The organism is Clostridium sp. FP2 (assembly GCF_011065955.2).
GTDB classification, from domain to species: domain Bacteria; phylum Bacillota; class Clostridia; order Clostridiales; family Clostridiaceae; genus Clostridium_AD; species Clostridium_AD tagluense.
Genome location: NZ_JAAMNI020000001.1, coordinates 2,091,521 through 2,112,993, shown reverse-complemented (window position 1 = coordinate 2,112,993; position 21,473 = coordinate 2,091,521). Strand labels below are relative to the sequence as shown.

General features: G+C 29.9%; 17 protein-coding genes. 2 read left to right on the top strand and 15 right to left on the bottom strand.

All coding sequences use genetic code 11. From position 1 onward, the window contains the following. The first annotated feature begins 162 nt into the window (after positions 1-162). Positions 163-639, top strand: coding sequence for a DsrE/DsrF/DrsH-like family protein (locus G9F71_RS10050; protein ID WP_164945623.1), 477 nt, complete (start codon positions 163-165; stop codon positions 637-639). 123 nt (positions 640-762) lie between these two features. On the opposite strand, the gene G9F71_RS10045 is transcribed toward G9F71_RS10050, so the two are convergent. From G9F71_RS10045 to hpdB, 4 genes are all read right to left on the bottom strand, one after another. Beyond that, positions 763-1,647: a DUF4351 domain-containing protein gene (locus tag G9F71_RS10045; RefSeq protein ID WP_164948408.1), complete on the bottom strand. Its 885-nt coding sequence runs from the start codon at positions 1,645-1,647 to the stop codon at positions 763-765. A 207-nt stretch (positions 1,648-1,854) separates the two neighbouring features. Continuing rightward, entirely contained in the window at positions 1,855-2,796 is a 942-nt protein-coding gene (gene hpdA, locus G9F71_RS10040) for a 4-hydroxyphenylacetate decarboxylase activase (protein ID WP_164948409.1), read from the bottom strand. Positions 2,797-2,832: 36 nt separating this feature from the next. After that, the gene (gene hpdC, locus G9F71_RS10035; RefSeq protein WP_164948410.1) at positions 2,833-3,102 is read right to left on the bottom strand and encodes a 4-hydroxyphenylacetate decarboxylase small subunit; all 270 of its coding nucleotides are present in this window, start codon (positions 3,100-3,102) and stop codon (positions 2,833-2,835) included. A 5-nt stretch (positions 3,103-3,107) separates the two neighbouring features. After that, positions 3,108-5,825, bottom strand: a complete 2,718-nt coding sequence (gene hpdB / locus G9F71_RS10030; RefSeq protein WP_164948411.1) for a 4-hydroxyphenylacetate decarboxylase large subunit — start codon at positions 5,823-5,825, stop codon at positions 3,108-3,110. A 305-nt stretch (positions 5,826-6,130) separates the two neighbouring features. Here hpdB and G9F71_RS10025 point away from each other — a divergent pair, with 305 nt between their 5' ends. Then, positions 6,131-7,519: a DUF4317 domain-containing protein gene (locus G9F71_RS10025; protein WP_164948412.1), complete on the top strand. Its 1,389-nt coding sequence runs from the start codon at positions 6,131-6,133 to the stop codon at positions 7,517-7,519. A 142-nt stretch (positions 7,520-7,661) separates the two neighbouring features. Here G9F71_RS10025 and G9F71_RS10020 read toward each other — a convergent pair whose 3' ends face one another. From G9F71_RS10020 to G9F71_RS09970, 11 genes are all read right to left on the bottom strand, one after another. After that, positions 7,662-11,069: a DUF4132 domain-containing protein gene (locus G9F71_RS10020; protein WP_164948413.1), complete on the bottom strand. Its 3,408-nt coding sequence runs from the start codon at positions 11,067-11,069 to the stop codon at positions 7,662-7,664. A 102-nt stretch (positions 11,070-11,171) separates the two neighbouring features. Further along, positions 11,172-11,726, bottom strand: a complete 555-nt coding sequence (locus G9F71_RS10015) for an SMI1/KNR4 family protein (RefSeq protein ID WP_164948414.1) — start codon at positions 11,724-11,726, stop codon at positions 11,172-11,174. A 72-nt stretch (positions 11,727-11,798) separates the two neighbouring features. Further along, on the bottom strand, positions 11,799-12,464 hold the full coding sequence (locus tag G9F71_RS10010) for a hypothetical protein (protein WP_164948415.1): 666 nt from the start codon (positions 12,462-12,464) through the stop codon (positions 11,799-11,801). A gap of 137 nt (positions 12,465-12,601) precedes the next feature. After that, a complete protein-coding gene (locus G9F71_RS10005) occupies positions 12,602-13,108 on the bottom strand; it encodes a DUF2262 domain-containing protein (RefSeq protein WP_164948416.1) in 507 nt (168 codons plus the stop codon). 16 nt (positions 13,109-13,124) lie between these two features. Beyond that, complete coding sequence (locus G9F71_RS10000; protein WP_164948417.1) at positions 13,125-16,640, bottom strand: DUF4132 domain-containing protein; 3,516 nt, start codon at positions 16,638-16,640, stop codon at positions 13,125-13,127. Between the two features lie 37 nt (positions 16,641-16,677). Beyond that, complete coding sequence (locus tag G9F71_RS09995) at positions 16,678-17,382, bottom strand: endonuclease V (protein ID WP_164948418.1); 705 nt, start codon at positions 17,380-17,382, stop codon at positions 16,678-16,680. A gap of 42 nt (positions 17,383-17,424) precedes the next feature. Then, the gene (locus G9F71_RS09990) at positions 17,425-18,207 is read right to left on the bottom strand and encodes a YwqG family protein (RefSeq protein ID WP_164948419.1); all 783 of its coding nucleotides are present in this window, start codon (positions 18,205-18,207) and stop codon (positions 17,425-17,427) included. 125 nt (positions 18,208-18,332) lie between these two features. Continuing rightward, positions 18,333-19,439, bottom strand: a complete 1,107-nt coding sequence (locus tag G9F71_RS09985; protein WP_224626305.1) for an ankyrin repeat domain-containing protein — start codon at positions 19,437-19,439, stop codon at positions 18,333-18,335. A 113-nt stretch (positions 19,440-19,552) separates the two neighbouring features. Continuing rightward, complete coding sequence (locus G9F71_RS09980) at positions 19,553-20,212, bottom strand: DUF1963 domain-containing protein (protein WP_164948420.1); 660 nt, start codon at positions 20,210-20,212, stop codon at positions 19,553-19,555. An 11-nt stretch (positions 20,213-20,223) separates the two neighbouring features. Then, positions 20,224-20,553 (bottom strand): hypothetical protein, encoded by a 330-nt coding sequence (locus G9F71_RS09975; protein WP_125000005.1) that lies wholly within the window; start codon positions 20,551-20,553, stop codon positions 20,224-20,226. 331 nt (positions 20,554-20,884) lie between these two features. Continuing rightward, complete coding sequence (locus tag G9F71_RS09970) at positions 20,885-21,472, bottom strand: hypothetical protein (RefSeq protein ID WP_164948421.1); 588 nt, start codon at positions 21,470-21,472, stop codon at positions 20,885-20,887. Between the last annotated feature and the right edge of the window lies 1 nt (position 21,473).

Here is a 21,473-nt window from a genome sequence, read left to right as displayed (position 1 = left end):
TAAATAAGGGGAATACTGTCACATTAAAAAATATTTTTAACGGGATATTTTTTTCTAATTCATTTAATTCCACTTATAACTTTCTATTTATTAAAATTACAATGAATAAGAATAAAATATAAATATATACACACACTAAATTAAAATGAGGTGTTATAAATAATGGATAAAAAGCTAAGCCTTATAATGTTTAGTGGAGAGTATGACAAAGCTTTAGCCGGATTAATACTGGCAAATTCAGCTAAAGAATTAGGAATGGAAGTATCTATGTTTTTTGCCTTTTGGGGTTTACTTCTATTGCGAGACCCCAATATAAATATAAGCGAAGGCAAGTCTTCACTTGAGAAACTTATGGGAACAATGACTCCAAAAGGTCCAGATGAATTACCCCTTTCCAATATGAATTTTAGTGGTTTGGGAAAAAAAATGCTTGAAGCTATGATGAAGGAAGATGGAACACCAAGTCTTTCAAAATTCCTGGAAGGCGCTATAAAAAAAGGTGTTAAGTTCTATGGTTGCAAGCTTTCAATTGAAGTTATGGGCTTTAAAAAAGAAGAACTCATTCCTGAACTAGAGGTAATTGAAGCTACTGATTATCTAAAGGATGCACTTCAATCAGATATACAATTATTTATATAAGACGAAAAAACAAGCATTATAATTATACTGCTTGTTTTTTATTTATTGTTATTTAATTTAGTAGCCAATACAACTACATTCTAGTTTTTATATTGAAATCACGTACACCATCCGGACCACATACTAAAAATATTTCTCTATTTCCTCCACATCTTTCATTTCAAATAGTTCAAGCCCTATTATTTCTATAGTTTCATCTGGTAATTCCATTATCTTATTTTTATATTCATTAGGTATTTTATTGAATCTCTTAGTTAACAGTTTTAATAAAAGCTGTGTTTTTCCTTCTTTCCTACCTTTTTCCATGCCTTTTTCCATTCCTTTAGCAATTCCATCTTCTAATATCATCTTTCCTATTTCTGTCATATTAAAAACCTCCTTAAATTTTTTCTTGCTTTCAGCATCTCCGAATTTTTCTAATAATGCATACAACATTGTAAGGCACTTTAATTTACTATCACTTATATTTATCTTATCTGCTAATTCTATACTTCTTATAGTTCTTTCTCTTCTGGTTAGTTTTCCCTTCATTAATGGTATAAAAGTTAAACCTAATATCTCTTCATTTGTAAGTTCCTCATTATTATCAATTTTGTTTTTTAAATAATTATATTTTTCATCACCATCTATATTATTCATGTAATAGGCTTCTATATTATATTTGATACTTCCTGCATCTATATAGTTTTCTGCCTTTTTAATATCTGAAGAATATACTACTACTGTTCTTATTTTTCTATTCCCTTTATAATGCAAAGATGCATCATAAAACATAAATCTTCTTATATCCTCTTGCCTACTTGTTGTTTGGAATTCGAAATGAAGATAATTACCATCTTCTGTATGGAAAGTATAATCCATAAAGTTTGTATTTATTTTTATATCTTTTAGCTCCGTTTGTGCCGGTGCTATTATCTTAGTATTTATTCCAAAAAAATCAACTGCATTTTGTTGAAAAAAATCCATAGCACTTTTAAGCACTGAATCTTCAATCTTCTCATAATCCATATCTGTTCCTCCTTAATTATATCATAATATTACCTGTTTATAGTATTGATATAATTTTGGATTTTATGCGAACATTTGTTCTTGAAATTAACAATAATAAAAAAACGCCAACTACTTCTTTATATAATCTTTTAGGTGCCACCCGCCTGGCAAAAATATAATGGATAAGCACTAAATGCCTATCCATTCATAATGACTTAAATCTTTTTAAAAAGCTGTATCACTTCCAACATAGCATGCTATTCCATTATCTAAATATAAATCTTGAAGCTTGCTCATTTTTTCCTCATCTGTTGCTTCTTCTTTACTGTAACCATAATTTTTACCAAGCTGATTCCATTTTGAATCTCCCATTCTATGAAATGGTAAAAGATTAATTTCGAAAATTCCTAGCTTTTTCATGAAACTTACTGTCTCTATAGCATTCTCCTGCGTATCATTAAAATCATGAATTACAGGCATTCGAAGCACTAATCTTCCTGCCCAACCTGAATTAACAAGGGCCTCTATATTCTTAAGTATTAAATCATTATAAACACCTGTTTTCTCTTTATGCTTATCTCTATTCATATGCTTTACATCTATAAAAGCAAAATCTATATATTTCATAGTTTCCAAAAATGTATTAGTATCTATGAAAGCTGATGTTTCAATAGCCGTGTGAATATATGATTCTTTGCATTTTTTTAAAGTTGCTATTAAAAATTCGTTTTGGCAGAGGGGATCACCTCCACTAAAAGTAACCCCACCATTACTCCCCCAAAATTGTCTATCTCTATTTAAAATTTTTAATAAATCTGTTACCGTATAATGCTTGCCACAAACTCTTAATGCTTCGTTATAGCATACCTTAGCACATTCAAAAGTAGTACATTCTCTACATACTTCCCAGTTTAATATTAACTTCTGCTGCTCATCAAAACTAATGGCCTTGTTATTACAAGCTTCTTCGCATCTAATGCAGCCCTTTTCATGTTTGCATTTTGTTTGTGAAAACATGATCTTTTCCTTATTAGTCCAACCTTCAGGATTAGCACACCACTCACACTTTAAAGTGCACCCACTCATAAAACAAGTTGTTCTGCACCCAGGACCATCATGTACGCAGTAACTTTGTATATCAAAAATAATTCCTTTATTCTCCTCCATAATAGTTACCCCGACTTTCAATACGTAATTTGAATTCTATTTATTTACTTTGTAACCTTCGCAAGTTACTGCATTTAACTCTCCATAAGTCCAAGATTGTTTTTTTAATCCGGTGCATGTTCCAATATTATCTTTATTAGGATTTTTAAAGCTTAAGCAGTTGTTACATTTACTAACCTCGTTGAAATTTTCACAAACTTGCGCATCTATAAATACCATTTGATTTGATAATCTACAAATACCCTTTGCTACATCAATTGGCGAAAAATTTATACAATCATTATGCTTCATACTCTCATTTTCCATTTTAATTAAACCCCCTCGTATTCAGTTCTTGCAATAACTTCATCTTGTATAGGCTTACCTATTTCACACCAGTATTGTGTAAATCCAGCAACACGTACCATTAAGTCTCTATAATTTTCAGGGTTTCCCTGTGCATCTTTTAAGACCTTAGAATCTACAATGTTATACTGAATATGGTATCCACCTTCTCTCATATAAGAACGAGTTAGGTCAAGAAGCTTCTTTGATCCTTCAATACCTTTTATAGCACTTGGATGAACTTTAAGATTCATCTGGGAATTTTGGGACATACTATGATCCCAAACTGTAGCCGATTTAAATAATGCATAAGGACCATTTTTATCTGTTCCAGGGTATGCGGACATAGAACCATCTGCATAGGTTGTACCAGCTAAACGACCATCTGGAGTGGCCAAGGTCGCTGCTCCTTGTGCACCATGAGTTGAAACAGAAATTTGGCAAGCGTACATTTTTTTCGCATATAAGGACTGATAATCATGGGTCATATTACAGAACCATTCTTCATAATCTTTTAATATATTATCAACAAAATCATCATCGTTCCCATATTTAGGAGCAAGCAGACAATCTCCATACATATTATCATATTTAGTATTTATATCTTTTTTCTCTTGATCTGTAAGTGAATAACTACCCACCTCACTAGCTGTTTTAAACCCAAAGTTATCAATCATTGCTTCTGTCATTTCTTCAATAGTATATTTTTTCTCTTCATATACAAGCTTTTTCAATGCTGCTAAACTATTTACACAATTAATAGTTCCACAACTTTCAATATTGTATGTTGCATTGTATTTATAACCTAAATTACCAATATGCTGTCCCTTATCCAAACAGTTAGGTTTTAACATAGAATTAAATACAGCCATGTTCTTCTTACGCCAAATATCATGCTGAATATTATTAGTTTTAGCAAGTACATCACAAGTTAATGCATAATAATCTTTAAATTGTTGTAAAAGTTCTTCATAAGTTTCAAGTTTCTTATTATGTGCAGGATATACTTGCAAGCCTATTCTATTATCTCTTCCATTTGTAAGCACAAGTTCTAAGATCTTTGGATTAGCAATAAAATGAACACCAACTGAAGTAGGTTGTCCTGCGCCCCCGGAAACACTATAAGTTTTACCGTTTAAAGTAAGATCTTTCCAACTGCAAGGTGATGTTTCAAGACATCCTCCTATTGCAACAGACCTTGCCTCCTTAATAGTCATTCCTTCTTCTCCATACTGATTCATCATGAATTCTACTGCACCACGATTATTCACCCAAGCAGGATAGCCTGTACCTGTTTTATCACATTCAATACATTTTAATAAGAATTCTTCTGGCAACTTTTCATCATATAAACAAGACAAGGTTGGCTGTGGTGTGGCACAAGTTATGCCAGCTTGAACAATTAAATATTCCAATCTATTTACGGCTGAGCTACCATCTTTCTTAAGCCCACCTAAGGTTAAATTGTTAAAGGTATTGCCTGAAAGAACCCCTCCTACAACTCCAGTGGACGCAAAACAATCTATAGTTGTGAACTTAACTCTGTGAAGTTCAAGAAGCTCTAACACTTCACTTTCAGTTGTTCTTCCTTGCTCAATGTCTTGCTGGAACCATGGATATAATATTTGACCAAGTCGTCCAAGTGACATTCCTGAAATAGCATCCTCATTAACTACTGCTATATGAATTATATACGTTAATTGAATTGCTTCTCTGAATGTACGCGGCTGTTTATGTGCAATCCATTCCAAACATTCAGCTATTTCAATATATTCTTGCTTTTGTTTTTCATCACCGCAACTTTCCACTAAAGCTCTTGCATGCTTTGCATAATTTAATATCCAGTTTTGAATTCCTTCTATAATTAGTTTAACAGATTCATAAAAATATAGACGATCCATACCTATAATCCCATCACCATCAGCATTTCCAGCTACATTTGCCTTTAATTCCTTGGCCATATCAATTAAATTATCAAACCCATACTCAAGAGGATAATAATAATTTATAACTTCTCTACCTTGTGGTAATGTAAATCCTGAATCAAACATGCAGATTAATGACTTCATAATGTTTTCTTTTATATGATAACCTGGTACCATTTGTTCATATTTGTGACCTAAGTCATCAACAGAACGTCCAACCCATTCTTTAGCAAGTGTAATTAATGCAGGTATTTCTTCCTGTCTCATTCCAAACTTACCAGCTATTGATACTACCTTACCAAAGTTATTGGTAACGTTTCCACCGCCTGTGCCAAATTTACTAAGTTCTCCTGCACTACCACTTCCGCTTTCTAATGCTGCCTTATAAAGCTCGTCTTCTTTTGCAACAAAGAAACCTTCTGAAAGCCAAGGCATGGGAAAAGAGCCCCTATAATTATTAGTTTTTTGCATAACTAACTTTTCACCTGGTATTATATTTGGTGTTAAATGTGAAAATGCACATTTAAGGGATTCTGCTCTTCTAACAACATCTACCTCTCCCTCTAGTCCATTCCATCTTCTACTATACCAATAAGGAAATTCTGTATTAGCAGATGATAGTGTGTCATAATAAATATCCCTAAGTCTCTTAGCTCTAGGACTTGGTTCCATTTTTATTTCACGACCCATCAGACCTTCTGGTGCTTTTCCACCAAATTGATTATTGATAGGTATTCCTTTTTCAGCCAAAATATCAGCTAATTTTGTTTTTATTGCCATTAAATTCTCCCCCTTTTAACGTGCTTGTTGTAAACTAATGTAATTATAAAAATAAACTATAAATTTCCTTTTAATATTCCAAAGTTAAATATATGTCTATATATGTTATAACACAATTTATCGATAAATGTAATATTCAAAAAATCTTCTATGTAGCCAAAATAAAAGATTTATTTAATGTAAAAAAGATACTATAATTAATAATGATAATATATTAATCATAACTACAAATAAAAAATACTAAAGACAAACCATTTCAACTATAAATTTACGCAAGGTTTGTCTATAATTTGAGGAGTTTATGTATGAGAAAAAAAGATATACTTGAGTTAAAAAGACGTTTAAAAAAAGAAGAATGCACCTTTACTAAAATCTGTGGCTGCTATGTTAATGGAGAAAAGCATACTATTTTAAAATTTAGAGAAAGCTTTCTAAATTTAGATGATGAAGAATACTTTAAATACTTAGAAATTGCTAAAAAAGTACTGTCTGGAACTATAGGGAATAATATTTTAGAACTTAACTTTGAAGCTAATGAAGATTTTATAAATGAAAGGCAAATTTCTCTTATGCAGCTTAAAACCAGTCAATTAAAAGATGATGCTCTTCTTGATACTTTTTATGAATTGATTATAGATAATTATGATTACACTGGCAATTTTTTAATACTCTTTTTTCATGATGTTTATGATGTTATTGCCAAAACCAAAGATAATATAAAGATAGATGAATCTGAAGAAGTATATGAATATGTGTTATGTGCAATATGTCCAGTTTCACTTTCTGATCCTGGTCTTAGATACTTTGAGAAACAAAATGAAATAAAAGCACGTATTAGAGATTGGGTAGTTGAGTCCCCAACTAATGGATTTGTGTTTCCTGCTTTTATTGATCGTAGCTCAGACGTTAACTCTATTATGTATTACACAAAAAATGCAAAGGATACACATACTGAATTAATGGAAAATGCTTTAGGGTGCCCCTCAAAACAAACTGCTACGGTGCAAAAAGAAACCTTCCAATCAATTATTAAAGATTCTTTTAGCTCTGATGAAAAGAAGGCTGATAAAATTTTTAATGACATACAAGATAACCTAAACAATATGATAGAAGAATACAACACTCTATATGAGGATACAGATTGTGATCCTATAAGCTTAACAAAAAAGGATATACAAAATCTTTTAATAGAAAGTGAAGTTCCCGAGGAAATTACTGCTAAGATTGAAAAATCCTATGTAGAAAGCTTTGGTGATGATATTCCCTTAGCAAAAAATTTAATTGACACAAAAACTCTTAAGGAAAATTCGCAAAGAAAAAAGGAAGAACGACTTTACAAACAAGTAGAAATGCTTCAAGCTAGACTTGATCAAGTTAACCAAGATAATGCTATAGATATTGAAACTCACCTGTCTACAGAAGTTAATGATGATAATGTGCTTTTGGAAGAAACTTCAGCAACTGATTTAGAAGAAACTAATCTAGAAGAAATTTTAAAAATTAATTTGGAGAAAGTTCCAGATGCATTTTCAGAAGATAATAAGGTTACCCCTCATTATGATATTATACTTCAAGTAAAACCCGAAAAAATACCTCACATAAAATCTCAAATAATTGATGGCCAAAAGTGCATAATTATTCCTATTAATGACAATGAACAAACTACGGTTAATGGCTTAGATAATTTGATTTAACTTATATAATTTAACAACATTTTGGAAAGAGCCTGCCATCTTCTATAAATGGCAGGCTCTTTCCAATCTTTTTTTTATGAATTAGAACATCAAATATTCCTCCATGTTTTATTTTTGATAATGCTTTATTCTATCTTAATTTCTATCGACCCAGCTTCCAATTAGCACTAAACCCAGTTTTAGCTTCTAAAGCTCTATCTACATCATAAAGTATTTCACTAAAAAATCTTTCTGGCACTTTTGATGGAACAATAATATTTTCCTCACTTATTTCATCATAAACATAACTTCCCCGTTCAACTGTGCTCGCCCTATAGAAAGTTAACTCATAAATAGTGGTTTCTTCATTTTCACAACCAATAGAAAGCCACTCAAAAGAAAGTTCTGCAGCAATACCTATTTTTTCATCTTCTTTATAGAACTGATAGTATCCCCCACCATCTTGCACGGAACCTCTATACCATCCCATTTTACTAAGCTTACCTACCAATGAAAGTCCATTAATTTTTACACCTGCAAAACGTTCTATATGCTTCATTTCTTTCTCTTTTTCATTTACCTTATAAACCTCTCTGCGTAGCTGAAGGAAAGGTTGTACTATTTCATAATCTTCAAATTGCTGAATCCAAGTATTTAATGTGTCTTTGTCCATTTCCAAAGGATGTACAAGTCCTATAAGATAATCTTCCAGAAGTTCATATTCTTCTTCATCCTTCCTATTAAAGCTGCCATCTTCCATGTATCTAAAAGTGTCCTTTAATTCTCCTTTACCATATACTCCCCACACTAATCCAAGAGAAAACTTATGCATAATAGGATTTTTTACAAATAAGTTTTCCCAATCTTTTTTCTTCCAGATTCTACTTACGGAAAGTGCCATTTCCAATCTTAAAGTTTGAGTAGAAACTACAGTTTTAATTTGCTTTTTAAGATTTTTAAATTCTTTTGATGCTTCTTTAGCTTTTAACTCATCATCAGATTTATTTGGTTTTGGTAAAGTTTTAATTATCTTTCCATTATTATCTATGATTTTTAAAGAGAAATCCAAATCTAAAATTGCTGTAAAACTTCTACTTCCAAAGTCAAATATCCTTTCTCCCCTTTTATTAAAATCTAAATCTGGTACTATTTTATCTTCCAGTTCTTCCTCTGTTAAATTAAGCATTTGAGCCCCAAAAATAAACGCTTCCTCTGCCGCTTTTTTAATCTGTTTATGCTTAAATTTCCTTGCTATTGTATCTATTATTATTAAGCACTCATCACTTCCATTTAATGACAAAGCTTTTATGGCATCGCATGCAATAGCTCCTCTTGAATTCTTAGACCATATATCTATTTGAGTCTTCAATGCATTAACAACATTAAAGCCCCCTACTGCTGAAATTAAAGATAATATCCACTTCTGCTTTGTATCTGCATCGTTATTGATCCAAAGGTTTAAAAATTCATTTCCAAGTTGATCTAAATCATGCACATTACATTTTTCAATGACCTTTTCTGCTACTTTATTTCTTTCCACAATATTTTCTAAAGAGTATTTACTTATCAAATAAATTATTACATCTTTTGATATTAAGTTTCCATCCTCATACCTTATATCTTGAAGCATACTTACTGGAATCCAGTTTGGAGCAGTATAGGTGGTTTTTTTCAACCTTTCAGTACAATACTTACTTATACTTTCCGCAGTTTCAAGTGTTTCATTATCTAAATAATCTGCATTTATAATATTTAATAGTAACACTTTAACATTTTCTTTCTTTTCTAAGTCTGCAAACTTTTGAAGTTCTTTAGCCGAATCTCTCATGTCAAAGTTTATAAGTATCCTAGCAACAGCTTCTCTAACTGCTAACTTTTTACTCTTTAACTCACTTAATACTTCTTTTTTACAGCCCTGATAAGAACTAAGAAGAATTACCATCTTGTCTCGTATAACTTTGGAACTATCTGATAAACATTTAATAAGAATAGAAGCATACTTTTCATTATTTACATTAAATAGTTTTTCAAACACTATTTCTTTAACATTGATATTTAATGTGTCTATATTATTTATAAGCTCTGTATTTTCCTCTAAACACAACTTACTTAAGTATTCTATAACCTTTGATTGACTTCTAAAATTATATGCATTTAGCGCCCTATCTGCTGTTAAAATCAAATGTTTTTCACTTATATCTTTAGTTGTAAGTTCTTTAGCAAAACTTATATAACTCATAGACTGACTTTCTATTATTTTATCTATAATAGAAGCTGATAAAGAATATTTTTCAGCTTTAAGTACAAACTCTAAAAATCTATATATAATGTCCCTAGTTTCATATGTAAAATAAATTAATTTAAAACAAAAACCATTATAAGCCCCTAAATGTCCTCCATCTGCTACGCCTAAAGCTTTGGCAGCATATTCATTTATACAATCTTCATTTTTTCCTTCTAACACATATTGTAAAACCTTAGATTTTTCTAATTGTGATACCATATCAGAATCTCTAGAAACATCTATATAACCTCTTAAAAATTTTCCAATATATTGCTTGGTTCTTTTTAAATCCACATCTTCTTTTGAATAATTATAAATAAAAGAAGCAAGTGTAAGCCTTTCCACGTCTTCAATATTACTTTTATTAATAACCTCTAGACTTTCTCTGAAAACTAATGGTATTTCTCTTATCCTTTCATTTATCTCTTTAAGTACTTTCTTATTTTCATCTCTAATATATAAGTTTATCAATCTAATCACATATAGTCTCTTATCAATGTTAAAGGCCTCTACCATATCATAAATATTAACCTCAGCATCATGTGTACCAATAAATCTTACCCATTCATCAAATATAATTCTCCTGTTACTACTGTTATTGACTATATTTGTAATAACATCTGCAAATTCTTCATTTTTACTGTTAGCATAGTATAAAAATTGAACTAAGGCTATCTGTTTATTTTTTAATTGTTTATTTACATTTTCAATATTGTTAAGATACACTTTTATAAATTTTTCTCCATCTTCAGGTAGATCACAAGAATTTTTAACCGCTATAATAGCTACCACTAATTTTACAAAAGTATCCTCTGATATTGTAAAAGCTTTTGAGAGTATTAACTTATCTTCATTTATTAATTCTTCAGAAGCTGTAATTATTTGACTCACATAATCTAAACAAAATGAATGACTTGAATAATCTTTTATAATCCAAACTAAAAATCTTTCTTTGTTATCCATGTATTTTAAATAATCTAAAATTTTACCAACAGAATAAAATCTATTATATAACATTTTGAAAAAACCTTCCTGACCTATAGCAAAAAATATATTCAAAATCCTTTTAAAAACATCTTCTTTATCCATAAATTCATCTAATAATTCCCATAATTTTTCTCTGATATTGTAATGACTTCTAAGGGATTTTTCTATATTATACTTATGAGTTTTACTGAAATCTAATAAACCACCATTTTCAATATAGTCTTTAATTTCCCTTACCTCTTCATCTTTTAATGTACAATTGCAAAGATTAACTTGCAGTATATTTAATAGTTCATCCATATATTTCCCTCCTTATTTTTATCCGATCATTATCCGCTTCAATATTCACATACCTAAAGTTGTTCAAATTAAAACTCCCCTCAATTGAATAATTATTTTATTTTATTCAACATAAAAATTTTTATGGAAATCTTTTATTTTCTCAATTTCAAAATATTCATCAAAGTCTTTTATTTCTTTTGTTTTATAAAGTTCATTTATAGCTTCAATAAAAGCTTTAAGATTTGGAGCAATAACATTTCTATCATTATCTGCATGCCAAAACTCAATTAATTGGCCCTTTTGCCCTGTAAAAATTCCACTTATATCATAACAAATATGGTCTCCACCACCATTGTTGAATATTGGTATCCAATTTTCATTCCACCAATTATCAACATCAAAATCCAACCCAATCATTGAGGTTAACTCTTTGGCTGAATCCAATGCATCTTCTAATGACATAAACATGGAATTATTCACAAAGGAATCATAGCAATCATCACTTTGTCCATTTTTCCATTGATAAAGTTTCTTTAAGTCATCAGGTATAGTAAAATTAAACTTTTCTTCTAAACTCCTAATTTCACTTTCTTTCAACGGATTATTAAGATTCGAGTAAAAACCAGCTCTTACCTTTATTAAATTAGAATCTAATGTCTCTAATATCTTCTCCATATTGCTTCAACTCCTCTTTTTTAGTTAATTGTAAAAAATATATTAATATCCCTCTGCCAATTCAAACATTTACTAATCTATCTCGTCCTTCCATAGCTCCATAAATGGCTTAAAGGGGTCTTCAATTTCACTTTCATTTTTGTATAAGGGCCATAAAACATAATATACAATTTCATATCTGCATGCCATTTGATATAATGGTTCTCTAAATAATACAGCATTACTTTCTGCCCCTACAATCTCATCCATATAATTATGCATTAACTCATACACTCCAATATCAAGATCAAATTCACTATATTCATCTGTTACCTTCTTTGGACAAGTACCTTCTATAACTTGAATTTTAGGTGGATTATTTATAAATTTATAAAAATATTCATCATCTAAAGATTTTGCCATCTCTATTACGTTATAAAGAAACTCTTTAGCAATACTTTCAATATTATCTTTTGAAGTTATTTTAGGTTTTCTAACAACAAAATACCAATCACTACCATCATAATCCTCAGAAGTTGCTTCATATATTTCTAAAACTCTTTTTAAAATTTCATCACCTTTATTTATCCCCTTAAAAACCTTGTTAAGTCCAGTTCCATTTGGTCTAAACATACTGAAAAAACCTTCTGGAACTTTTCTTAATGAATCATTTTCTTCTAAAATTTCTTCCCAAATATTTATAAATTCTTCATCTTTAATAAGAGATTTCCAATATTCTATTACTTCTAATTCATTCATTTTAACTCCTAACCTCTTTAATCTAACAAATTAATTTTAACGACATTCCTGATACCTAACAATTATGTGTAACTTCTAACTTCTTGTCCATAATCTTCTCACTTTCTTTCATAAAATCTAACTTTTATTTCCTTAATCTACCCTGCAAGGCTGCCAGCCTCAATATTTTTATTCTCATCAATAAATATGCTAATACAATGATATGCAAAATAATCAGGTGAACAACACAAATACATATCAATAGTTGGTTTATCCCAGCTATTTTCAAAATTAATATTAAGTCCATCTATATAAAGACTCTTACAAAAATCTTCTTCTGAAATTGGCATAAAAACCTTTTGACCGTCCTCCATGATATAACATTCCTGTTCTTCGTCTTCTGCTTGCGCGGCACTAGATGCCCAGTCATCAGCAAGAGAAACCATGTCATCATCAATCAAAGCCTTTTCAATACTAGTACGATTTTCTCCAATCCATTGTAACTGCTTTTCAATGTCTACTAAATGTTCAGATAGGATTTCTAGTTCCTTTCCCTTTGCTTCATCAAAAAAATCCACAGAAAAATTAACATTCTCTTTATTCCAAAGATTACATTTTGCTTCAAAAGTAAATACATCACTTTTCTTAAAATCTCTAATATTCATTACCATACTCTCCATATTATTTTTCTTCCTTCCACTTTTCATTAGTTCCTATTTTTGATGATGCTAATTTATTTATTTGATAAAGAATTTCACTAAAGAATCTTTTAGGAAGTGCATCTGGTGATACACCATTCTGCTCATATATTTTATTTGTATAATCGTATTTTGAGACAGTTCCTTCTTTATAAAAAATCAAATCATATACTGTTACTTCTTCATTTTCATAGCCTACACCTACACCACTAAAGTTTAACTCCACATCTATTTTAAAAGTACTATCTTCCCTGCAAAAAGTATAATAACAACCGCCATCTTCAATTGATCCTCGACTCCATCCAAAACCAGTTAACTTACCTAATAAAGATAAACCATTTAACATGATTCCTCCAAAACGTTCTACCTTTTTATTAGTTTTTTCTTCCTCAGTAACAGTAAATATTTCCCTATTTAACTGTTCAAGCGGTTGTTTAATTTCATAGCTTTCAAACTGTTCTTTCCATAGGCATATATCATCACTACCTAACTCTATTGGATGAACAATTCCTATTATCATTCCATCCTTTAACTCATATTCATCTTCATCTTTAGTACTAAAACTGCCATCCTCCATATATCTAAAGCTATCAGTTAAAATATTATCTTCATACCCACCCCATACAAGACCTATAGCAAATTGATTCATAATAGGGTTTTGAGCAAACAACTTCACCCATGCTTCTTTTGTCCATTTTCTATTACTAGATAGTGCCATTTCTAAACGGATAGCTTGTATATTTACTACTGTTTTGAGCTTCTTCTTTAGATTCTTAAATTCTAAAAAAGCTTCTGTAGCCTTATCTTCATCATCCTTTTTACCTGGAGCTGGAAGGCTTTTAAACTTTTTACCGCTTTCATCTTGTACTTCTAATATAAGTTCTAGTGTAAGTGTTACAATAAACTTTCTATCACCATAATCAAAAACCCGTTCCCCTTTTATGTCAAAACCTAGGTCTGGAACTATTCTATCTGAAAGGTCCTCCATATCTATACCCATTTGCTTTGCAGCAAATTCAAGTGCTGCACTTGCAGCATTTTTCACCTGCTTAAATTTAAACTTTCTTGATATATTGTCCACTATTATTAAGGCTTCATTACTTCCATTAAGAGCAAGAGCCTTTACTGCCTCACTAGCTATAGCCCCTCTTGAGTTTTGTGGCCACTCTTCTATATTCTTTTTTAGTGTGCTAATTACATCATAATCTCCATAAACAGATGCAAAAGGAAGTACCCATTTTTTCTTGCTCTCCGCACCACAGTCAAGCCATCTTTCAAGAACTTCTAAAGCAAGTTTTGATAAATCTCTTCTATCTAAAAGTTCACTTACCATTTTTGCTTCGCTACTTAATCCTATTTCAATACAGGAAGAATAACATATAAGCATATATTTTATAATTTCATTCTCTGCAATTTTTTCACTATCCCTACGTCTTACCTTTGATAGCGTATCGCAATCTAACCACTTCAACCCTGCTGCTTTATTACCCTTTAAAGCTTTTCTGCAGTACTCTAGAATATCTAGTTTCTCATTATTTTCTTCCAAATCACTTTCCACATTTAAAGCTTCTCTTAAAAGTGCTTTTATTTTTTCAGTTTTTTCTACTTCTAAAGCTTTATTTAAGGCTTCAATGACTTTTTCATTACTGCTTTTGGAAAGTATTTTTACTGCTGATTCTCTAACTACTTGTTTTTTAGCCTTCAAACTTTCTATGACCATTTCATGATTTTTTTCACTTAAAGTTAAAAGTTCTATAGCCTTTTCTCGTACACTCTTTGAAGAATCCGCCAAATACTCAATAATAACTTTTGCAACTTTAGACTCATCACAATTCTTATACAATATTTCTAAAAGACCTGCTCTAGTTTCAGCCAGGCAATAAGGTATATTTTTTATCAGCTGCTCTTCATCCTTTTCAATTAGTTTTTCAATAATATTTGTTGATTGATCACGTACTGTTTGTCTAACATAATTGCCAAAAGCATATGTGCCTAGGAAAGATGTATAATTCATTATTGAAGCTCCATAACTATCCATTAATTCTATAAAAGAATCTAAGTCTTCATCTCCAATTTTTATGCCCTTGAATTTTTTATAATCATCATATACGTATGTTAATATATCTGGATTTCCTATAGCAATGAATATTTTCATAGCTTTTTCAAACATGGGAGACATATCTTTTAGCCAGAACATAACTTTACAAAAATTACGCTTACTGTTATATAGATATATTTCTTTTTTTCCTAATAATCCTTGCAAAGTTTGACTTATATTATCAAGAGAAGTATTACCTCTTAAATATTCAATAAAATTTTCATAAATATCTCTTTTAACATTTAATTCATCCATAGCTATAGAAAATTCATGAATAAACACATCTTCCACTTCACATGCAAATTCTAAACCTTCTCCTTTTTGAAAGAGAAGTGAAACCATATAAGCTTTATCAATACCACTACACATTGTAATTGCTTTTTTAAACTCTTCTTTGTTTTCCTTCAGCTCTTCTTTTAACTCTTTTTCAAACCTATAAGCATTGTATCGAACATTTCTATTACCCATCCATGCAATATATAATTCTTTTTTTATTTCAAGTTTTTCCATAAGTTTTATAATCTTATTATATCTATTATATTTAAGATAGGAATGCACGCCATTAAAGGATTTTTCATAATCCAATAATATAGCAAATTTAATAAATCTATTTGCCATATCTGATTCATTAGATATGGTAGAGGTAGTCCCTATAAGGAATTTTAAAACATATGTATCAATATTTAAAACTAAACTGTTATTATTTTTTAATAGTTCTATTATTTCTTCTAAATTTGAAGTTTCACCTTTTAAATATTTGGCCAAAGCTTCTACATCCTCGCAAGATATCTTCTTGCTAAACAAAACTTCTATTGAATCAATCATATCTTCTTCTAGAAAGCTACAGAGTTTTTGATCCTTATCTTTTCCCTTTTGAACCAAATAAGTTGCTATAATTGTTTGTTCATTTATTTTGCTAATATCAAAAGCTTCTTTAAATGCATCTTTATGTTCCTCATAAATACTATCATAAAACTTAATAAATCCACGGTCTAAATCATTTTCTTGCCGGGTACTGCAGCTTGCATAATATGCTATGACAAAGGAAGGACTTAAATTATATTTTAAAAATTTTCTAAAATATTCATCTCCATAATAATAGGTTGTCTTATCTATTATTGAAAATACAGATGTTTTTCCCATTTGAAATAATATCTTAATATATTTAGACCAATAATCATAGGCTTTATGTTTATCTAAGGATCTATATGTACTCACCATTTGTTCTACTAAATCAGCTTTTAAATTGTCCATATCCATATTAGGGAGATTTTCAAAAAACTCCTGTTCTCCTAAGCTTCCTTCTATATATGCTTCAAAACTAACAATAACTTCAGCAGCTAGTCCAAGTTCTACTAACACATTGCTTATTCTCTCTATTAAGTGATTTTGTAATCCCATTTCGCTATCTCCTTCATTTGTTTTTCTAATAATATTTCTATCTATATTCTTGTCTCAAAACGTGTGTTTCCAAATCAGCAAGCCTTGTTGGAATAGGTATTCTACTATCTTGAGATAATAAATTCATAATTATTTCATAACAACTATTTAAATCTATATTATTACCACAAGAAATAAATATAGGCTTTACACTTTTGCTAGTTCTTACAGCTCTTCCATAAACCTTATTCTTTACAACTATATCCGTATATGCCCCTACTTCATTTTCCGGCATAATGAAATCTACTTTATCTATTTTAAAGTAAGTTTTTCCTACTCCAATAGTAGGCCTGCTTAAAAATAAGCCTGCATGTGCTGCTATTCCCATATTGTTATGGTGAAGATATCCATTACCATCAAATATAAAAATATCTGGCTCAACTGTAATTTTTTCTACTGCCTCTAGTATTAAGGGTAATTCTCTAAAAGCTAAAAATCCAGCAATATATGGTACTTCTATCTTTCCAACGCTTTGAACCTTTTCTAATACCTTCTTAGTTTGAAAATCAATAATTACTATACTACAAGCACCAATGGTTTCATTGTTTTTTTCCCAATAAGCAATATCTATCCCTGCACAAACTTTTATATTTTCTAAATCTATTTTATTTGTAATATTAATTTTTTCTTTTAAATTGTTTTGTATATTTAAAAATTCTTCTTCTGTCTTTTGATTAAAATCATGAACATAATTTACTTTCAATCTAAACACCACCCTTTTTCATTCTCCTTAATATCTATTGTATTAGCAACAATCCCAATTATATAAAATTTTAGTAAAATCTAATTTTTTCAGATCTTCTTCATTTATAAAAAAGTTTCCAACTCCACTATCTCCAAACATTAAACCACATTCCTTTTCACAGTCAAGTTGAAGCAATAATGTATCAAATGTTCTTATATTTTCATCCTCTCTAGGATCACCTTGAGTAAAGGTAGGATATGCTCCTATTTTGCATCCATCAGCATCTAGTTTCTCAATGTAATCATCAATTTCTTCTTCTGTTAAACTAATATTATTATACATATTATCGAATCTATAATCACTCCAAGATACAGGCATATATTCTAATGAAAAATTCATTTTACCTTCTTCACTAAAAGGCATGTACCAATCATCTTCTAATTCTCCTAAAAATGAAAAGTCTTTTATTAGATTTTCTTCGTTTTTTACAACATCTGGTATATAAATTACTCTAAATGTATCTTGTATGCACGGATCATCAAAATCAAGACCATATACATCATTAGCCAATATAAAAAATTGTAATATACCTCTTGATGGAAAAGGATCTAAATGTGGAGTTTCCTCAAAATTTATCTGAGCTAACAATCTTAAATATTCTCCCTTTGATGTTTTAGGATATTCTATGCCAATCTCTAAATAAGGATTTCCTCCTAATTTACTTTCCCAAGGCATAGTTTTTTGCTCTTGTAATTTAATTTTTATATATGGTTTTATAGTTTTTTCTATTTCACCTCTAAATTTTTCTAAGCTTTTAGGTAATTCTATTATTGATTTTTTCATTAGTATCTCTCCATTCTTATTAAATTAATGCCACCAAAACAACCTTTCTAGGCTGAGCAACTGCCACTTATAGAAGATGGCAGACTTGAAGCTTCCAAAATGTTGTTAAATAATTTTTTCTTAGACTATTCATCATCATTTTCACAAAATTCCCATGACAATGATCCATCAATATACCTAGCAGGACTCGCCATAAATTCGCTCCATGTAATCCCTGGAATAAAACCAAACTTTTCATGTTCCATATCTAAGCAGGCAAAACTTTTATGTTCTGGTATCCAGGACATTGCTCCTATATTGTCATAACCATCTACATTGTGTAATAGATCAACAAAGGTCATATTATTCCATTTAAATACTCTTACCTCATCAAGATTATAAAATTCAATATACTCTGTCCACTCAGATTCTTCTAAATCTATTTTCCTATTTTCAGAGCTTAAAAATTCAATAACTTCATTAGGTAATTCATAGTTTTTCAACCTCTGTTCACACCATTCATGCTGGTGCCATTCTTTTGGTTCATAACTTTTAATAATCTCTAATATTTCCTTATCATTCTTTCCTATTGATTCATCAAGAGCCCTATGCCCCCACCTATTATTTCTGGCTTCTGCTGCTTCATTAAAAGGTCTATATCCCCATTCATCAGTTATTGATACATCTGCACCATTCTCTAATAAAAGCTTAACAATATTTATATCTCCCCCTATTACAGCCCACTGCAGTGGAGTAGGATTGCCTACAAATACCTTATCCTTACCATTGTAATTTATATCTGCTACACCTTTATCTATAATCAATTGAACTAAATCTATATCCCCTTCTTTTGCTGCTTGGCTCAGCATATTTCCAAGTTCACTAGGATCATTACATTTTTCTATTTCTTCCTTATATTTTTCCATTTTCAGAACTCCTTTTCTATTATACTCATCATCATTAATAACCACTTTACTATCTATTAAACTAAAATCTTTCTTAGCTTTTTCAAATAATACTTCAATTTCTTCTATTTTTTCCTGTTCTTTAAGCTTAATAATTTCACTTTTTATTTTTTTAAAACATTTCATACTTTCATACATTTGAGCAAAGGAAGAATTCACAAAATATCTTACAACTACTTCAGTAACCTCATGTTCAAGTTCATATACTTCTCCTGTTGATTTATGTATAGCTATTAAATTACCTGTGTCACAATTTTGTGCAACAACATAATAATCTCTAAACTTCAAATTCATTCTTTTTAATTTTTGTATTACATAAAAAATTCTTTGTTTCTTGTGGAAGCTTTAAATCTTCAATAATGTCTTTCATAAGTTGTTTCCTCTCCTTAATATCTAGTGTATTAGCAACTTTCTATAATAAACTTCAAGCTATTATCTCTCATATTTATAAAGAAAAATCCAATTCCAGCATCACCAAAGTTAAGTTCAAATGGAAGAGTAGTAGCATCTAATTGTAATAATAACTTCCATGCATCCTCTTCTGGAAGATCATCACAACTTAAGAAAAGAGGCGTTCCCCCTATTTTATTTCCGTCTAATATTTCATCATAATCTTCTGGACTCTCTTCAAAAACAAGTTCATCATCTTTAAAATAAGGACCTTGATGAACAAAATTATAATCTTCTTCTTTAGTAAGGTTAACTGTAAATTCACAACCTTCTGCAACTAAAAATGACCTGTTCTTCTTCTCTACCATTCTATAAATTGTTGGACCTTTAGCTATCTCTTTTGTAACTATTTTTGTATTTGATGGCTGATATATAACAACATAATTATTCCATTCTTTTGAAACAAATAAATAAGCCATTTTAAGTTTATTCTCACCAAAAATTTCAGGGTAAAGCTCTATTTGACAGATGAATCTCATTGGTTTACCATTTTCCTCATCAATAGGCCATTGAACTTTATCTATCCATACTGGTTGTCCTCCAAATTTTGTTATTGGAACCTCTACTTTTTTCTTTTCTTCAATAAAATCTATTGTGTATTTGTTAATCATATATTTTCCTCCTATAAATCAAACTCACCCTCATAATTACTAGGATGAATTACTTTAAATCCATCTCCATTATCGATAGCTACTACACCAACTTCATAAATATTATTGTTCAAAAAATCTTCATTTCTTAAAATATTTAAAACCTCATTTACATATTTTTTAGGATTTTCACAACTTAGAAAAATAATAATAGAATTTGTTCCATCTGATGAATAGTCATATCCATCATCTTCTACAGCTCCTTTTGTTAACTCTTCAATTTTATTTGGTATTATATATCTTAAATCTAAGTCTGGATTATTCATTTTTGATGGATCTAATTTTATCCCAATACTTGCCATGGAATTTCCTCCTTTAGATTTATATATTATTTTAATAAATTGAATACTTTTTTTACTTTTTTTTCATATCTCATAATATTTTTTAAACCACTCCTCAAATGTAGATTCATATACCACTTGCATACCATCATCCGAATTCATGTTGAAAACATGTCCCTAAATTCTCCTGTAAGTTTATAATTATATCAATATAAAAATTACCAGTCCCATCCGGTAAAGTTTGAATTAGCTTATGTTAATCTTCTTCAAAATCTTTTTCAAATAAATATTCTAAATACTCTTTATTATTTCTTCGCTCCTCATATGGATACCTTGCATAAAAACATAATTTCTAAAAGGCATCACACCCAACATAATCTTTTAATTCTTCAAATTTAAATCCTTTTAATTTATGCTTTTTAATTAGTTTTTTCACTTTTTCATTTACAATAGGTAACCATGTCCAATTGTTAAATTGAAAAATATCAGAACCATCATAATCATCAGCCTTAAAAGCTAAGCCATCTTTTAAGGAATCTAGAACATCACTATTGTGTCTATCACATTTTTCACATTTATCAATAATATTCCCAGCACTATCACATAAAAACCCGCATCTTCCCTTGATTCTCAATAACTTATAGCTACTTCCATCATGTCCAGTATCATGTCCTTTTCCATCTTTCCACTCCAGGGGTTCCACATCTTCTAATATATATCCAGTAATATTATTCTCTTTTAAAAGTTCAACAACTGCTGGGCTTATTATAAATCCACTTATATCGAAATAAATATCTACAATTCTCTTCCCATAAAAAATAACAGGATGTGGAGATTCATATGTACAATGAATTCCTCCACAAAGCTCACAAACAAATTTTTCATACTTTACGTTAGCGTTCCAGAATAGCTTTGCTTGATTATTATATGTATTACTCATA

What these genes read in the sequence shown, in the direction of transcription:
- G9F71_RS10050 (WP_164945623.1), top strand. Translation starts at nt 163, where the DNA reads ATGGATAAAAAGCTAAGCCTTATAATGTTTAGTGGAGAGTATGACAAA.
- G9F71_RS10045 (WP_164948408.1), bottom strand. Translation starts at nt 1,647, where the DNA reads ATGGATTATGAGAAGATTGAAGATTCAGTGCTTAAAAGTGCTATGGAT.
- hpdA (WP_164948409.1), bottom strand. Translation starts at nt 2,796, where the DNA reads ATGGAGGAGAATAAAGGAATTATTTTTGATATACAAAGTTACTGCGTA.
- hpdC (WP_164948410.1), bottom strand. Translation starts at nt 3,102, where the DNA reads ATGGAAAATGAGAGTATGAAGCATAATGATTGTATAAATTTTTCGCCA.
- hpdB (WP_164948411.1), bottom strand. Translation starts at nt 5,825, where the DNA reads ATGGCAATAAAAACAAAATTAGCTGATATTTTGGCTGAAAAAGGAATA.
- G9F71_RS10025 (WP_164948412.1), top strand. Translation starts at nt 6,131, where the DNA reads ATGAGAAAAAAAGATATACTTGAGTTAAAAAGACGTTTAAAAAAAGAA.
- G9F71_RS10020 (WP_164948413.1), bottom strand. Translation starts at nt 11,069, where the DNA reads ATGGATGAACTATTAAATATACTGCAAGTTAATCTTTGCAATTGTACA.
- G9F71_RS10015 (WP_164948414.1), bottom strand. Translation starts at nt 11,726, where the DNA reads ATGGAGAAGATATTAGAGACATTAGATTCTAATTTAATAAAGGTAAGA.
- G9F71_RS10010 (WP_164948415.1), bottom strand. Translation starts at nt 12,464, where the DNA reads ATGAATGAATTAGAAGTAATAGAATATTGGAAATCTCTTATTAAAGAT.
- G9F71_RS10005 (WP_164948416.1), bottom strand. Translation starts at nt 13,108, where the DNA reads ATGAATATTAGAGATTTTAAGAAAAGTGATGTATTTACTTTTGAAGCA.
- G9F71_RS10000 (WP_164948417.1), bottom strand. Translation starts at nt 16,640, where the DNA reads ATGGGATTACAAAATCACTTAATAGAGAGAATAAGCAATGTGTTAGTA.
- G9F71_RS09990 (WP_164948419.1), bottom strand. Translation starts at nt 18,207, where the DNA reads ATGAAAAAATCAATAATAGAATTACCTAAAAGCTTAGAAAAATTTAGA.
- G9F71_RS09980 (WP_164948420.1), bottom strand. Translation starts at nt 20,212, where the DNA reads ATGATTAACAAATACACAATAGATTTTATTGAAGAAAAGAAAAAAGTA.
- G9F71_RS09975 (WP_125000005.1), bottom strand. Translation starts at nt 20,553, where the DNA reads ATGGCAAGTATTGGGATAAAATTAGATCCATCAAAAATGAATAATCCA.
- G9F71_RS09970 (WP_164948421.1), bottom strand. Translation starts at nt 21,472, where the DNA reads ATGAGTAATACATATAATAATCAAGCAAAGCTATTCTGGAACGCTAAC.